Annotated in this window: 13 protein-coding genes; 7 read left to right on the top strand and 6 right to left on the bottom strand. The window is 72.1% G+C overall.

Translation table 11 applies throughout. The features are described from left to right. Positions 1-35 precede the first annotated feature (35 nt). Complete coding sequence (locus H7A69_RS02045; protein ID WP_182045521.1) at positions 36-851, top strand: glycoside hydrolase family 16 protein; 816 nt, start codon at positions 36-38, stop codon at positions 849-851. A gap of 74 nt (positions 852-925) precedes the next feature. On the opposite strand, the gene H7A69_RS02040 is transcribed toward H7A69_RS02045, so the two are convergent. Then, positions 926-1234 carry a hypothetical protein gene (locus H7A69_RS02040; protein ID WP_182045520.1) on the bottom strand — a complete coding sequence of 103 codons (309 nt, stop codon included), beginning with the start codon at positions 1232-1234 and terminating at the stop codon, positions 926-928. Between the two features lie 66 nt (positions 1235-1300). Between H7A69_RS02040 and H7A69_RS02035 the strand changes: the two genes are divergently transcribed. Beyond that, on the top strand, positions 1301-1570 hold the full coding sequence (locus H7A69_RS02035; protein ID WP_182045519.1) for a hypothetical protein: 270 nt from the start codon (positions 1301-1303) through the stop codon (positions 1568-1570). A 30-nt stretch (positions 1571-1600) separates the two neighbouring features. Here the strand turns inward: H7A69_RS02035 and H7A69_RS02030 are convergent, their stop codons facing one another. After that, on the bottom strand, positions 1601-2017 hold the full coding sequence (locus H7A69_RS02030; protein WP_182045518.1) for a VOC family protein: 417 nt from the start codon (positions 2015-2017) through the stop codon (positions 1601-1603). Between the two features lie 38 nt (positions 2018-2055). Further along, positions 2056-2649, bottom strand: coding sequence for a TetR family transcriptional regulator (locus H7A69_RS02025; RefSeq protein ID WP_182045517.1), 594 nt, complete (start codon positions 2647-2649; stop codon positions 2056-2058). 68 nt (positions 2650-2717) lie between these two features. On the opposite strand from H7A69_RS02025, the gene H7A69_RS02020 reads away from it, so the two are divergent. Then, positions 2718-3476, top strand: coding sequence for an SDR family NAD(P)-dependent oxidoreductase (locus H7A69_RS02020; protein WP_069712547.1), 759 nt, complete (start codon positions 2718-2720; stop codon positions 3474-3476). 106 nt (positions 3477-3582) lie between these two features. Here H7A69_RS02020 and H7A69_RS02015 read toward each other — a convergent pair whose 3' ends face one another. The 3 genes from H7A69_RS02015 to H7A69_RS02005 form a co-directional block, all read right to left on the bottom strand. Beyond that, a complete protein-coding gene (locus H7A69_RS02015) occupies positions 3583-4965 on the bottom strand; it encodes a hypothetical protein (RefSeq protein WP_182045516.1) in 1383 nt (460 codons plus the stop codon). A gap of 191 nt (positions 4966-5156) precedes the next feature. Then, positions 5157-5747 (bottom strand): TetR/AcrR family transcriptional regulator, encoded by a 591-nt coding sequence (locus H7A69_RS02010; RefSeq protein ID WP_069712549.1) that lies wholly within the window; start codon positions 5745-5747, stop codon positions 5157-5159. A gap of 118 nt (positions 5748-5865) precedes the next feature. Beyond that, positions 5866-8073: an MDR family MFS transporter gene (locus H7A69_RS02005; RefSeq protein ID WP_182045515.1), complete on the bottom strand. Its 2208-nt coding sequence runs from the start codon at positions 8071-8073 to the stop codon at positions 5866-5868. Positions 8074-8256: 183 nt separating this feature from the next. Here H7A69_RS02005 and H7A69_RS02000 point away from each other — a divergent pair, with 183 nt between their 5' ends. The 4 genes from H7A69_RS02000 to opgC all read left to right on the top strand — a co-directional run bounded on the left by H7A69_RS02000 (position 8257) and on the right by opgC (position 15393). Further along, complete coding sequence (locus tag H7A69_RS02000) at positions 8257-10104, top strand: DEAD/DEAH box helicase (protein ID WP_182045514.1); 1848 nt, start codon at positions 8257-8259, stop codon at positions 10102-10104. Between the two features lie 239 nt (positions 10105-10343). Then, positions 10344-12371 carry a glycosyltransferase gene (locus tag H7A69_RS01995; RefSeq protein WP_259346030.1) on the top strand — a complete coding sequence of 676 codons (2028 nt, stop codon included), beginning with the start codon at positions 10344-10346 and terminating at the stop codon, positions 12369-12371. Beyond that, positions 12368-12781 (top strand): ATP-binding protein, encoded by a 414-nt coding sequence (locus H7A69_RS01990; RefSeq protein WP_182045513.1) that lies wholly within the window; start codon positions 12368-12370, stop codon positions 12779-12781. Before H7A69_RS01995 ends, H7A69_RS01990 begins: the two co-directional genes overlap by 4 nt. Continuing rightward, the gene (gene opgC, locus H7A69_RS01985) at positions 12769-15393 is read left to right on the top strand and encodes an OpgC domain-containing protein (RefSeq protein WP_182045512.1); all 2625 of its coding nucleotides are present in this window, start codon (positions 12769-12771) and stop codon (positions 15391-15393) included. Before H7A69_RS01990 ends, opgC begins: the two co-directional genes overlap by 13 nt. Positions 15394-15516 lie beyond the last annotated feature (123 nt).

Raw genomic sequence — 15516 nt, 5'->3', positions numbered from 1 at the left:
TCACCCACCGTCGGCGATCGCAGGCAGGAGCGCACATGAAGACCTCGATCGTCGCCGCACTCACCGTCGCCGTGCTCGCAGCGGGCACGGTCGCCGACACCACGGCCCCCGCCCCGGCGTCCGCGGCACCGCCGGCGAACGCGTACACGACGACGGCGCCGAAGGGGAACGTCGTCTCGAACGGGCGGACGTGGAAGCAGACCTACCGCCAGGACTTCGACACGGCGGCACCGACGGGCACGGTCGCGAAGCGGTACCCGGGCATGGGCCTGTACGACGGCTTCGCCGACACGAGCGGGCAGGGCCGGTACACGCCGTCGAAGGTGCTCAGCGTGTCGAACAGTGCGCTCGACTTCTACCTGAAGTCGGACGCCGGACGACCCATGGCCGCAGCCGTGATGCCGGACGGCTACAAGCCCCACACGACCGGTCGCGTGTCGATCCGGTACAAGACCACGAACACGCCGGGCTACAAGTTCGTCGTGATGCTCTGGCCCAACAGCGACAACTGGAACGAGGGCGAGATCGACTGGCCCGAGGCCACGCTGGGTGCCAAGCCCCGACCGGCGTCCGCGGTACCCGGCAGCATGTCCGCCCGCGGGATGGTGTTCCAGCCCGAGCGTGAGACGTTCGCCCCCACCGACACCGCGCTCTACCACGTCGCGACCACGGAGTGGGACCGGACCGCCGTCCGCTTCTACTGGGACGGCAAGCTCGTCGCCTCGACCACGAAGGCCGTGCCGACGAAGCCCATGCGGGTGACCCTGCAGGCCGAGACCGACACCGGCTCGCGGACCCCCGCCAAGGCGAGCGGGCACGTCAAGGTCGACTGGGTCACGATCTACGACTGACGGACGGACGGACGGACGGACGGGAGGCGCGGTGCGGGTGGGCGGGCCTGCCCACCCGCACCGCGCCTCCCGGCTCAGCGCGTGGTGCGTCCGACGATCAGCCGTCCCGGTCCGACCGGCAGCACGCCCGCTCGGTGGGTGAGGACGACGGCGTCACCGACGGTCGTACGAGCGGCGCCGAAGCGCCAGAGCCGGTTGAAGCAGTACACGCCGACCTCGGTGCTGCCGTCCTCCGCCACCGCCCAGGTGCCCGACCCCCACTGGGCCGGGTGCCCGACGCCGTCGATCGTCACGGTCGGGCGAGCGCCCCAGGTGACCAGGGGACGGCGGACGTCGAGGGTGATCCGGCGCTTCGTCGTGCCGGACGGCTGCGGGCTGTCCATGTGCGCCAGGCTACGGCCAGCGGCGGTCCTGGGAGTGCTCGGCGTGCCGTCCGTAGGCTCGCGGGCATGGCTGACTTCACCGCTGCCCAGGCCGCCGTCGTCCGGATCGAACGCGCCGAGGAGGGACGCTGGGACCTCACGCTCATCAGCGACTCCGGCGTGCGGATGGGGCACGGCGTGCACCTCTCCGACGCGGCGTCCGACGACCCCGCGGACGAGCAGGCCGCTGCCCTCGACTTCGTGCGCGAGTACGGGTTCCGGTTCGAGGCGGACGCGGTCACGGCGGACGGCCCGGACGCGTTCTGGGCCCCGCTCCTGCCGCTCGACGCCGCCTAGGGGCCGCACCCCGGGCCGGGGCGGCGGCGGTCAGTCGTCGAGCGCGCTCCGCTCGAACCCGATGAGCCACGTGACGCCGAACGCGTCGCGGACGGTGCCGTCCCAGGCGCCCCACGGGCGTTCCTGCAGCGCGTCGACCACGGTGCCGTCGGTCGACAGGTCGGCGAACCAGCGCCGGAGGACGTCCGGTCCCGCGGTGCCGAGGAGTGCGAAGAGGACGCCGGAGGCCGAGAAGGACTCGTCACCCGGCCCGGCGTCGGCCGCGGCGAGCCGCACGGGGCCGACGAGCTCGCCGTGGGCGACCGCCTGGGGTGGGCCGTCGGTGCGGGCGAAGTCGCCGTACGAGGCGATCCGCAGCTCGCCGCCGAACACCTGCTGCCACCGGGCGAGGGCCACCCGCGCGGTGCCGGGGAGCAGGAGGTACGGGGTCGGTCCGCTGCGGTCCATGCGCGCACGGTACCCCTGACCGGACCCGCTGACCAGGGTCAGGTCATCTCGAGGGCGCGGTCGACGGCGTCGGCCGGATCGCCGCCGTCCTGCTGCGCCCACCACTCCAGGGCGGCGTGGGCGGCGGCCGCGAGCGTGCTCGCGCGGACCGCGACCCGGAGGTCGTCCGGTCGCGCGCCGTCGTGGTCGGCGACGAACCGCACGATCGTGGCGGCCAGGCGTGCCTGCGCCTCGGCGCCACCCGGAGCCAGGCCGGGGTTCGCCCGGATGACGCGGAGGCGGTGCCGTGTGGTCTCGACGGTGTCCGCCGGGAACGTCGCGCCCGCGCGGTACGCGGCGCGGAGGCCGTCCCGGGACGGCTCGTCCGCCGGCCGTGCGTCGAGCTCGTCGGTGAACCGCTGCGAGAACTCGGCGAGTCCGCCCCAGACCAGGTCGGCCTTGGTCGGGAAGAGCCGGAAGAGCGAGCGTCGGCTCACCCCGGCGGCCTCGGCGACGTCGTCCATCGACACGACGTCGAACCCCCGCTCGTCGAACATCCGGAGAGCCACGAGCGACACGGCCTCGGGGTCGATGGTGCGTGGTCGGCCGGTCGTGCGGGGTCGTCCGGGCTGGTCGGCTGCGGGAGTCCCCATGGCGTCCTTTCGGCACTGAGTGCTACAACTGTGTCGCGCAGGCAGCGCACACTCGACGAGGAGCACACATGAGCGACACCACGGCCGGACGGTTCACCGGCAGGACCATCATCGTCACCGGAGCGGGTTCCGGCATCGGACGCGCCACGGCGACCCGGATCGTGCACGAGGGCGGCCGCGTGGTCGCCACCGACGTCGTCGCCGAGCGGCTCGACGCCCTGCGCGAGGAGCTCGGGTCCGCCGCACTCGAGACGGTGGTCGGCGACGTCACCGCAGCCGACACCATCGACGCGGTGCTCGCCGCCGCCGGCGACCGCGTGGACGGGCTGGCGAACGTCGCCGGCATCATGGACGCGTTCCTGCCGCCGAGCGAGGTCGACGACGCCACCTGGGAGCGGGTGTTCAGCGTCAACGTGACCGGTCCGATGCGGCTGACCCGGGCCGTGCTGCCCCGGATGATCGGCGCCGGCAAGGGCGCGATCGTGAACGTGGCCTCGGAGGCGGCGCTCCGGGCGTCCGCGGCGGGTGCCGCCTACACGGCGTCGAAGCACGCGATCGCCGGCTTCACGAAGAGCGTCGCCTTCTTCCACGGCCCGCAGGGGATCCGCGCGAACGCGGTGGCCCCGGGCGCCGTCGCGACGAACATCGAGGCGCCGATGCGCAGTGAGTACGCGGCGTCGCGCGTCGGGCCGGTCATGCAGGTCACGATCCCGCCGGTTGCGCAGCCCGAGGAGCTCGCGGCGGCGATCACCTGGCTCCTGAGCGACGACTCGGCGAACGTCAACGGCGCGGTGCTGCCGAGCGACGGCGGGTGGTCGGTGGTCTGACCGGGGCTGCACCGCCCCGGACGCCGAGACGCCGCCGACCAGGCGGGACGCCGCCGGAAGTGGCGGCGTCCCGTGCGGTCGGCGGCGTCTCGCGGCCGTGCGGGTGTCAGGCGCGGTGGCGGGACCGACGGACGCGACGGAGGCCGAGCAGCGCCGCTCCGACAGCGAGGAGCCCGGCGGCCCAGCCCATCGGAGCCGCGGTGTCGGCACCGGTGTACGCGAGCGCGTGCGCCGGCGTCGTCCTGGTCGCGACCGGGGCGAGTGCGTCGCTCGTGGTCGGCGTCACCCGGACGACGGGCACGATGCCGCCGTCCTGCGGGGTCGTGTCGACCGGTGCGGCGGGCGCCGGGTCGGCGGGCGTCGGCTCCGCGGGCGTGGGGTCGGCGGGCGTGGTCGGCTCGGTCGGGGTCGTGGGCCCCGCGGGCTCGTCGGCGACCGCGACGCTGAACTCCGCGCAGACGCCGTCGACCGACACCCAGACGGTGTGCGTCGCCGCGGTCGCGAAGGTCACCGTGAAGCCGTCCGGACCCTGCTCGACCCGGTCGGCGTCGTCGCTCGCCCAGACCTGGGCGCGGTCGGTCACCTGCACGGTGTTGCCGTGGGCGTCGATGGTCCACGGCACGAGCGTGATCGAGCCACCGGGGACGACCGCGATCGGGATCGGGCTGCCGGTCTGGTCGCCCTCGACCCAGGTGTACGAGCCGTCCGCCGCGGCGGGGACGCCGTGCACCACGACGCCGACGCCGACGACCGCGGCGGGTTCGACCGTCTGCCGGATCCACTGCGTGGCGGTGCCGCCCGCGGTGGTCGCGGTCACCCGGAGGGTGAAGGTCCCGGCGACCGTGGCGGTGCCGCGGAGGAAGCCGTTGCGGAAGGTCAGTCCCTCGTTGAGCCGCGCGGGGCTGCCGTCCGTCTCGGTCAGGGTGTAGGTCGCCCCGCGAGCGTCCTGCGCGCGGAGGTCGGCGGCGACCGTGCCACCCGCGGTCACTGTCGGCAGGACGCGAGGGGACGACTCGCTCGTGCCCTCGCTGTAGGACGGCGCGGAGGCGGAGGCGGAGGCGCTGGCGGGCGCCGACGCCGCGGGTGCCGGAGCCGCGGGCGTCGCCGGCGGGGCCGTCGTGCCGGTGCCGGTGCCGGTGGCGGGCGCGGCGGGGGTCGCGGGAGTCGCCGGTGCGGTCGTCGCGGTCGTCGCGGTCGTCGTGGCCGTCGCGGTCGGAGCAGGGGCCTCGGTCGACACCGCGGCGGGGGTGGACGGGACGGTGACCGGAGCGGCTGCGGCGCCGCCCTGGTCGGTCGACGGCACGGCGGTTGCGGTGCCGGTCGTCACGGTGTCCGGTGCCGACGGCGACGACACTGTCGACGCCGACACGGGCTCGGGGACGTCTGTGGCCGCGGTCGCGGGCAGGACGCCGAAGGCGGTGGTGACCAGCACGGTGCCGGTCGCTGCGGTGATGAGCGCCAGGGAACGGCAGCTCGGAACGGACTTCATCGGTGCTCCTCGCGGATCCCCGGTGCGTCGGGTGGGCTGCACCGGGACCGGACATCGGGTACGTCCGGTGCTGCGAGCGTAGGGCCGGATCGACCCCGCCTGAGGGCTTCCTGCGGGTTGCCGAACGGCGGCTGTGGAACCACGCAGCGGCGCGGGATCCCGCAATCCCGCACGGCGGCGCGGCCCATCGCTCAGGCCGAGGCGAGTGCGCCCATCTCGGCGACGACCACGCGCAGTCGTGCCGCCAGTTCGTCGCTGTCACCGACGGTGTCGCGGTGGGCGACCTCGGACAGGGCGGACAGCACGAGGCCGACGACCGTCCGCGCCGTCTGCTCGTCGGTGCGTGCGGACACGGTGGCGAGGAGTGACTGCCGTGACTCGGCCATCCACTGCATCACCATCGGGGCCATCTCCGGGCGGAGCACCAGCAGCTCCTTCATCCGGCGGCGGTCCTGCGACAGGGGCACGGTGCCGGCGATGAGGGCGCAGACGTCGTCGACGAGCCGGCCGTCGGCGGCGGCGAACCGGGTGGCCGCCCACTCGGGGACCTCGACCGTGTCGAGTCCGAGTGCGGCGTGTGCCTTGGACGTGAAGTAGTTGAAGAACGTCCGCGGCGAGACGTCCGCGTCGCTGCAGATCTGCTCGACGGTGACGCCGTCCAGGCCGTGCTCGGAGACGAGCGTCAGGGCGGCGTCGTGGAGCGCCTGCCGGGTCTGCTGCTTCTTGCGTTCGCGCAGCGTGCACGGCGCGGTGGCCGGCTCCGGTGCTGCTGTGGTGCTCACGTGCACTCCTGTACTGCTGGGCGGCCACCGTGTCCACCGGTGGCCCGGGTCGTCCTGCCGGACGTGTCCGGCACGGGGAGGCCGCCCGCACCCCGGGCGGGGTGCGGGCGGCCGAGGGTCACCGACGCTGGGTCGGCGTGGAGCCGGTCATCGGACCGGTGAACGATCCGGCCTCGGCTGCTGCGAGCCCGGCGCGGGCCTCGAGGTCGGCCTGGGCCGACGGTGCGGAGCCGTCCTCGTCGGCAGACGACGCCCCGTTGGCCGCGTCGTGCTGCTCCTGCAGCGCCGACCGCTGGCGGAGCGGCGGCACCTTGAAGAACCAGGTGAGGACGAAGGCGAGCAGGATCACGCCGAGTCCGACCCAGTAGATCGTCACGGACGAGGCGTTGAAGCCCGCCATGAACGGCCGCGTGAGGCGGCTGTCGGCACCGGTGAGGAACGAGGTGTCGTTCGTGCTCGTCGCGGCCGAGTCGGACTCTCCGCCCTTCCCGATCTCCTTCGCGAGGGCCGGCGTGAGCTCGTCCACCCAGTACGAGCGCTGCGAGGCGTCCGACCAGTCGACGGACACGGTGCCGTCCTGGACGCTGGCGTGGGCCTGGTCGGCGACCGCCGTCAGGGCAGCGGACTCGGCAGCCGGGGTGGCCGCCGCGACCTGCTGGTCGATGATCCCCTGCGCCGCGGCTGCGGGCACCGCACCCGCCGTGACCTGCTGCTGCACGGCCGCGGTGACCTGCTGCGTGACGGCCTGGTCGGCAGCCTGCTTCGCCTGCGCCGATGCGTCGTCGAGCCGCGACTGCACGGTCTGCTGCAGCGGCGTCGTGATCGGGGCCCAGATCTTCTCGATCGCGCCCTGGTTCGCCGGCTTGCTCGCGACGGACGGGTCGAGTGCGGCGGACAGCGCCGGCTTGAGGTCGGCCTGGTTCGCGGTCGCGGACAGGATGTTGTTCGGCATGACCGAGAACAGGATCGAGAGCAGCACGGCGGTACCGAGCGTGCCGCCGATCTGGCGGAAGAACGTGGCCGAGCTGGTCGCGACGCCCATGTCCCGCGCCTCGACCGAACCCTGCGAGGCCAGGGTCAGCGACTGCATGACCGACCCGAGCCCGAGGCCGATCAGGAACATGCCGATCATGAGGAACCAGAGCGGCTTGTCGATCGACATGAAGGTCAGGACGACGTAGCCGGCCGACACGAGGAACGTGCCGATGACCGGGAAGATCCGGTAGCGGCCGACGCGGGCGACGATCTGACCGGAGGTGATCGACGCGATCATCAGGCCACCGACGAGCGGCAGCGTGGCGAAGCCGGACTCGGTCGGGGTCAGGCCGACGACGATCTGCAGGTAGAGCGGGATGGTCAGCATGGCGCCGAACATCGCGAAGCCGACCAGGAAGCCGATCACGGTCGCCATCGAGAACGTTCCCGAGCGGAAGAGCTTCAGCGGGATGATCGCCGCGTCGCCCATCTTCGACTCGACGAGCAGCAGGGCGACGAGGCCGAGCGCGCCGATCACGTAGCTGGCGATGGCGGCGGGGGAGCCCCAGCCCCAGGTGCGGCCCTGCTCGGCCACGAGCAGCAGCGGGACGAGCGTGACGATGACCGCCGTGGCGCCCCACCAGTCGACCTTCGGCTTGTCGCCCGTGCCGTGCACCTTCGGCAGGTGCAGGAAGACGATCACCATGATGAGCGCGGCCACGCCGATGGGCACGTTGATGAGGAGCACCCAGCGCCAGCCGGTGATCCAGAGGATCTCGGACGAGCCGGCGAGCAGGCCGCCGATGAGCGGTCCGATGACCGAGGAGATGCCGAACACGGCGAGGAAGTACCCCTGGTACTTCGCGCGCTCACGCGGGGCGAGGATGTCGCCCATGATCGCCAGCGGCAGCGACATGAGCGCGCCGGCCCCGATGCCCTGCACGGCGCGGAAGGCCGCGAGCATGAGCATCGAGGTGGACATCGAGGACAGCACGGCGCCGAGGATGAAGACGACGATGCCGAAGATGTAGAGGGGTCGACGGCCGAAGATGTCGGAGAGCTTGCCGTAGATCGGCGTCGCGATCGTCGACGTGATCAGGTACGCGGTCGTGACCCAGGCCTGCTGGTCGAGGCCGTGCAGGTCGTCGCCGATCGTGCGGATGGCCGTGCCGAACACCGTCTGGCCGAGGGACGACAGGAACATGCCCGCCATCAGGCCGTAGATCACGAGCAGGATCTGGCGGTGCGTCATGAGCGGCTGCTGGCCGGGCGCGCTGGACGCTCCGGGTGCCGCGTCGGCCCCGGCGCCGTGGCGGCCGGGCTGCACCGAGACGGGTGCGGTGGCGGTCATCGAACTCCTTTTTCGTACTGTGTAACTTTGCAGACCGCGCAACGATACATTCGATGGTTCCGGAATGCAACCAATTGCGGGACGGACGGGAGGCGCGTGGCGGGCCCGCCACGCGCCTCCCGTCCGTCCACCGATCGCCCGCCCGCGTCAGCGGGCGTCCGCCGTCCGAGGTACCGTTTCCGCATGAGCACGGACACCGCCACCACCACCGAGACCACCGACGAGGGGCCCGTGGTGACCTTCGCCGACCTCGGCCTGAGCGATGCGGTGCTCAAGGCCGTCAGGGACATCGGCTACGAGACCCCCTCCGCCATCCAGGAGGCGACGATCCCGACGCTGCTCGAGGGGCGCGACGTCGTCGGCCTCGCGCAGACCGGCACGGGCAAGACCGCTGCGTTCGCGCTGCCGATCCTGTCCCGCATGGAGTCGGGCAGCAAGGTGCCGCAGGCCCTCGTCCTCTCGCCGACGCGCGAGCTCGCACTGCAGGTGTGCGAGGCGTTCGAGCAGTTCGCGTCGCACATGAAGCACGTGCACGTCCTGCCCGTCTACGGCGGTCAGGCGTACGGCGTGCAGCTGTCGGCACTGCGCCGCGGCGTCGACGTCGTCGTCGGCACGCCGGGTCGCATCATGGACCACATCGCGAAGGGCACGCTCGACCTGTCCGAGCTGAAGTACCTCGTGCTCGACGAGGCCGACGAGATGCTCAAGATGGGCTTCGCCGAGGACGTCGAGACGATCCTCGCCGAGACGCCGGACGACAAGCAGGTCGCGCTGTTCTCGGCGACGATGCCCGCGCAGATCCGTCGCATCTCGCAGCAGTACCTGACCGACCCGTCCGAGATCACGGTCAAGACGAAGACGAAGACCGCCGCGAACATCACGCAGCGGTACCTCATGGTGTCCTACCCGCAGAAGGTCGACGCCCTGACCCGCATCCTCGAGGTCGAGGACTTCGAGGGCATGATCATCTTCGTCCGCACGAAGAGCGAGACCGAGACCCTGGCCGAGAAGCTCCGCGCCCGCGGGTACGCCGCCGCGGCCATCAGCGGTGACGTCGCGCAGGCCCAGCGCGAGCGCACGGTCAACCAGCTGAAGTCCGGCAAGCTCGACATCCTCGTCGCCACCGACGTCGCGGCCCGTGGTCTCGACGTCGACCGCATCACGCACGTCGTGAACTACGACATCCCCGTCGACATCGAGTCCTACGTGCACCGCATCGGCCGCACCGGTCGCGCCGGTCGCAAGGGCGACTCGATCAGCTTCGTGACGCCGCGTGAGCGCCGTCTGCTCTCCGCGATCGAGCGGCACACCAAGCAGCCCCTCACGCAGATGCAGCTGCCGACCATCGACGACGTCAACGAGACGCGCCTGACCCGCTTCGACGACGCGATCACCGCGGCGCTCGAGCAGCAGGACCGCATCACGGCGTTCCGCGACGTGATCGCCCACTACGTGCGGAACCACGACGTCCCCGCCGAGGACGTCTCCGCGGCGCTCGCCGTGGTGGCGCAGGGCGACGACCCGCTGCTCCTCGACCCCGCCGACGACCAGCTGCGCAGCCAGGTCGACCGCGACGGCCGTCGTGCCGAGCGCCGCGACGACGACCGCGGCGGGCGCGAGGACCGCGGTCCCCGCCGATCGCAGCCGATGACCGCCTACCGCATCGAGGTCGGGCGTCGTCACCGTGTCGAGCCGCGTCAGATCGTCGGCGCGCTCGCGAACGAGGGTGGCCTGCGCCGCGACGACTTCGGCGCGATCCAGATCCGGCCGGACTTCTCGATCGTCGAGCTGCCCGAGGACATGGACCGCGGCGTGCTCGACCGGCTGTCGGACACCCGGATCAGCGGGAAGCTCATCGAGATCAAGCCGGACCGTCGCGGTGGCGGGCGCCGCTACGACCGCGACGACCGCGACGACCGGGGACCCCGCGGTCCCCGCCGGGACGACCGTCCGCGTCGGGACGACCGTGACGACCGTCCGCGTCGCGACGACCGCGACGACCGTCCGGCCCGCAAGCCGCGGCACGGCTGACGCCGGTCCCGGCCGGGCGGGGCCGGCGCTGACGCGAGCCCTCGGGGACGCGGGCGGCGCGCCGGGGCCGCGCCGCGCCTCCCGGCCGACGGCTCGGACTGGTCGGACAGCGCCGACTCCTCGCGGGTCCGGTCCCCAGATCGGGGCGTCGGGCTGACAGGTGGGCAGCGCCTGCGGTAGACAGGCCTGTACGCAGCGCACTCACCAGCGCTGTCCGGCTGCAGCAGGGAAGGACGCCGATGACCGCGCTCGACGTCAGCCGTCAGGATCGTCGCCGACTCACCACCGGCACCTCGCCCCGTCGACTCGCGACCGTGCGCACCGTCGCGCTGCTCGCGTCGATCGCGGGCGTGAACTACATCGTGTGGCGCTGGGCCGCGTCGGTGAACTGGCACTCGTGGTGGATCGCGGTGCCGCTGATCCTCGCCGAGACGTACAGCGTGATCGACTCGCTCCTCTTCGCCTTCGGTGCGTGGCGGCTCCGCGAGCGCGGCGAACCGCCGACCAAGCCGGCGGGTGACGTCACCGTCGACGTCTTCATCACCACGTACAACGAGCCGGTCGACCTGGTCGTGCGGACCGCCCGCGCCGCGAAGGCCATCAGCCACCCGCACGCCACCTGGATCCTCGACGACGGCAACCGGCCCGAGATGCGCGCCGCGGCCGAGTCGCTCGGCATCGGTGTCATCACCCGCGGTGCCGACTGGGTCGACCGCCCGCGGCACGCGAAGGCCGGCAACCTCAACAACGCCCTCCTGGCGACGCAGGGCGAGTTCCTGCTCATCCTCGACGCCGACCAGGTTCCCGAGCCGTCGATCCTCGACCGGACCCTCGGGTACTTCAAGGACGACCGGATGGCGCTCGTGCAGACGCCCCAGTGGTTCGAGAACGTGCCGGACGCCGACCTGCTCGGCAGTCAGGCCCCGCTGTTCTACGGCCCGATCCAGCAGTCGAAGGACGGCTGGAACGCCGCGTTCTTCTGCGGGTCGAACGCGATCCTCCGGCGCGAGGCGCTCATGCAGCTCGGCGTCACGCGGTACGTGCGCGAGGTCGAGGAGTCCGTGGAACGCACGATCAAGACCTCGCGGAAGCTCCTCGCCCGGGCCCGCGAGACCGAGACCGACCCGCGGGTGCTCGAGGCGCTCGACGGTGCCGAGCAGGTCGTCGACCGTGCACGGGACCAGATCGACCGCGGCGAGCCGCTCGGGGACGTCACCTACGACTTCCAGCGCGGCATCGACGCCATCGCCTACCGCTTCGCCGCCGCGGACCTCGAGTCCGTGCGCCGTGACCTGCAGGAGCTCGCGGCGATGTCGACCGAGGCCGACACCTTCGCCGGGCTCGACGACGCGGCGCTCGACGTGCTCGGGCGGCGCGAGGCCTCGCCGGTCGCCGCCATCGAGTCGATCGCGGTCCTCGCCCGCGCGCTCGACGTCAACCGCGACGACGAGGCACAGCCGATCATGCCGCTGGCGACGATCTCGGTGACCGAGGACATGGCGACCGCGATGCGCCTGCACGGGCTCGGCTGGAAGTCGGCGTACCACGACGAGATCCTTGCGAAGGGCCTGGCACCGGAGGACCTGCCGACCATGCTCGTGCAGCGGCTCCGCTGGGCGCAGGGCACCATGCAGGTGTTCTTCCGCGAGAACCCACTCGTGCAGAAGGGCCTGTCGTGGGGGCAGCGCCTCATGTACTTCTCGACGATGTGGAGCTACCTGTCCGGCTTCGCCGCGATCGTCTACATCGCGGCACCGGTGCTGTGCCTGTCGTTCGGCGTGGTGCCCGTGCAGGCCTACAGCGTCGACTTCTTCGCACGGCTCATCCCGTTCCTCGTGCTCAACCAGCTGCTCTTCTGGGTGGTGGCGGCGGGCAGACCGACGTGGCGCGGGCAGCAGTACTCGCTCGCGCTGTTCCCGGTCTGGATCGAGTCCGTCACGAGCGCGTTCGAGAACGTGTTCCGGGGCAAGCCGCTCGGCTTCCGCGTCACGCCGAAGGTCCGCGACGAGTCCGAGCAGAAGCCGCGGTGGGACCTCGTGAAGCCGCAGCTCATCGCGATGGGGGCGCTCGTCGCCGCCCTCGTGCTCATCGGGATCCGGTACCTGACCGGGCAGGCGTCCGGCATTGCGCCGCTCGTCAACACCGCCTGGGTCGTCTTCGACCTCTTCATCTTCAGCATCGTGGTCCGCGCGGTGCTCTACCGGGGACCCGGATCGGGCACCGTGCAGTCCGAGCACGTTTCCTCGACGGCAGGAGGCCCGCTGTGACCGAACACCACCTGACCTTCGACGTGCCCGCGGTGGCGGCGTCCCTCGACGAGGTCCAGGACCGGTTCGGCGCGTGGTGGGACTCGCTCGGGATCGACGACGTGCGGCTCCGGTTCTCGTTCGAGACCGCGCTGGCCGAGGTCGCGGCGAACATCGTCGAGCACACGCGTCGCCGTGACCAGGTCGCGGGGCGGCGCTACGCCGTCGAGCTCTGCGCGACCGAGGACGAACTCGTCGCGGTGCTCACCGACAACGGGATGCCGGCCGACGTCGACCTGTCGGCGGTGACGATGGCCGATGCCGACGAGGAGAGCGGGCGGGGGCTCGCGCTCGCGATCGCCGCGCTCGACCGGCTCGAGCACGAGCACACCGGCGGGCACAACATCTGGACGCTGGCGTGCAGCCGGTGAGGGGCGCCCTGGCGAAGGTCGTCGCCTCGGTCGTGGTGGCGGGGACGCTGCTGCTCGGGGGAGCACTGCCGGCGTCGGCAGCCTCGACGGCGCCGTCCGCGTCGCCGTCGCCGTCCGCGTCGTCGTCGTCGTCCGCGTCGTCGGCACCCGCCGCGTCGCCGTCTGCGTCGTCGGCACCCGCCGCGTCGTCGTCGCGGTCGCCCTCCGGTGGTCTGCTGCCGGCCGACGGTCGGGCGTGGTTCGGGCCGGACCTCGACTGGGGCTCCGACGCCCCCGACGGCTACGCCGGACGACTCGGTGCGGTGCCCTCGGTGTACGGCGTCGAGATCGAGTACCCGTTCGACCGCAGCGCCCGCGAGGAGTTCCTGCGCGCCACCCGTGCCGCCGCTGCCCAGGGGGCCGTGCTCGCCGTGAGCCTCGAGCCGTCGCGCGCGCTCGACACCCTGACCCGGGCCGACGCCCGCACCGCGAACCGGCTGTTCCAGCAGGTGCACGAGCAGTACGACACCCAGCTGCTGGTCCGCTTCGCGCCGCAGATGAACGGCACGTGGGTGCAGTGGGGGCAGCAGCCGACGGCGTTCGTCTCGGCCTTCCGGACCCTGGCCGCCGCCGTCCACGCGGGCGACTCCGACGCCGCCATGGTGTGGTCGCCGTCCTACGGCGCCGGCTACCCGTTCGGCGAGTCGGCCGGACGGCTGGAGGACCTGACCGACGCCGACGTGGCGCGGCTCGACACGAACGGCGACGGCCGGCTCACCGCCGCCGACGACCCCTACGGCCCGTACTGGCCCGGTGCGAGGAGCGTCGACTGGGTCGGCCTGTCGATGTTCTCCTTCGGCAAGGGCAAGGCGACCGAGGCCGCCGGACGCGACGTCCCCCTCACGAGCAACGAGCTGCCCGAGGCCGGCGAGGTCGAGGCCCGCTTCGACGAGACCTGGGGCTACGAGGAGCCGCAGACCGCCGGTTCGTTCACCGAGCGGTTCGCGCAGGGGCAGGACCGCCCGATGGTCCTCGACACCGGCGCGCTCTACGACCACTCGCTGCGCGGCGCCGACGAGCTGGCGATCAAGCAGGCCTGGTGGCGCCAGGTGATCGCCGCCGTGCAGGACCGCCCCGAGGTGCGGGCCGTGACCTTCCTCGAGACGAACCGCCGCGAGCCGGAGGCCGGCAACCGCGTGGCCGACTGGCGGGACACCGCGGTGCCGGGCATCGCCGGGTCCTTCCGCACCGACCTCGAGCAGTCGCGGCACTTCGTCGACGGTCCCGTCACTGAACGGGTCACCCCGCAGGACGGCGCCGCCGCGATCAGCCAGGAGTACGAGACCGGCGGCGACCAGATGGCGTGGATCGTCTGGTGTGCGTTCGGTCTGGCGGCGGCGTTCCTGCTCAGCGGGATCGTGGGACGCCTGCTGCCGAGCTGGCGGTACCCCGACGACGGGAAGCCCGGGCGTGACCTCCGGCTCGACCTGTTCCGCGGCTTCATCATCCTGGCGGTGGTGATCACGCACATCGAGATCGGCGGCCCGTACTCGTACATCACGCTGCACGCGGTCGGCGCGATCACGGGTGCCGAGATGTTCGTGTTCCTGTCCGGCATGGTGCTCGGCATGACGTACCCGTTCGCCATCAAGAAGTTCGGCGAGTGGGTGGCGGCGGTCGGTGCGTGGAAGCGTGCCCGGAAGCAGTACGTCGTCACCCTCGCGGTGATCCTGGTCGTCTTCGCGCTGAGCTTCGTGCCGTTCCTGAACACCGACGCCATCACGACCTTCACCGACCGGGGCACCGGCACCGGTGGTGTCGTCGCGGAGGGCCGGGTCTACGACCTGTACCCGAACGCGATGCAGCTGCTGGCCTACCCGCCGCCCTGGTTCGCGATCCGGCAGTTCCTGCTGCTCGAGATGGGCCCGTGGCCCTTCAACATCATGGGGCTGTTCGTCGTGCTGAGCCTCTTCATCCCGCTCTGCATGTGGGTGGTCCGACGGGGCTTCTGGTGGGCGCTGCTCGTGGTGAGCTGGGGCCTCTACGCACTGCAGGCGCTCGTGCCGGAGCTGCGGCCGCTGAACTCCCAGTTCGAGTCGGTCTTCCCGCTGCTCACCTGGCAGGTCGTCTTCACGCACGGGCTCGTGCTCGGGTACTACCGACGACAGGTCATCGGGGCGCTCACCGGCCGGCTGGGCAAGGTGCTGATCGGCATCGGCATCACCGGGTACGCCCTGTTCCTGGTCTACGTCTGGGCCGGCAACCACTTCGGCTTCACGCCGGTGCCGTTCCCGGCATCGATGTACGACACCCTGTACAACACGGCGTACCAGCGCGTCGACCTGCAGTGGGGACGGCTCGTCGACATCGCGTTCTTCGCGATCGTGTCGTACGCGATCCTCACGGTGTTCTGGAAGCCGATCGCGACGGTGCTCGGCTGGCTCTGGATCCCGATCGGTCAGGCGAGCCTCTACGTGTTCGTGTGGCAGGTCTTCTTCGCGCTGGCGATCGCCTCGATCCCGGGCGTGGACTGGTACAACGGCTGGATCGGCTTCGCGGCCCACACGCTGCTGATCCTGCTCGTCTGGTACATGATCCGGAAGCGCTTCCTCTTCTCGGTCATCCCGCGCTGACGCCGCCGGTCCCGCCCGCGCGTGCTGCGGGCGGGACCGCGCGGTCGCTCCTGCCCGATCCTTCCCATCGCGCGTGCGGTGGGAAGTGGGATCGGGCGTACCGGGTGGTCCTGGTCGACCGGG

The sequence above is a fragment of the Curtobacterium sp. ME26 genome (genome assembly GCF_903970945.1).
In the GTDB taxonomy this organism is placed as follows: Bacteria; Actinomycetota; Actinomycetes; order Actinomycetales; family Microbacteriaceae; genus Curtobacterium; species Curtobacterium citri.
Note: the sequence above shows the minus strand (reverse complement) of the source record. Positions and strands in the feature narration are given on the sequence as shown.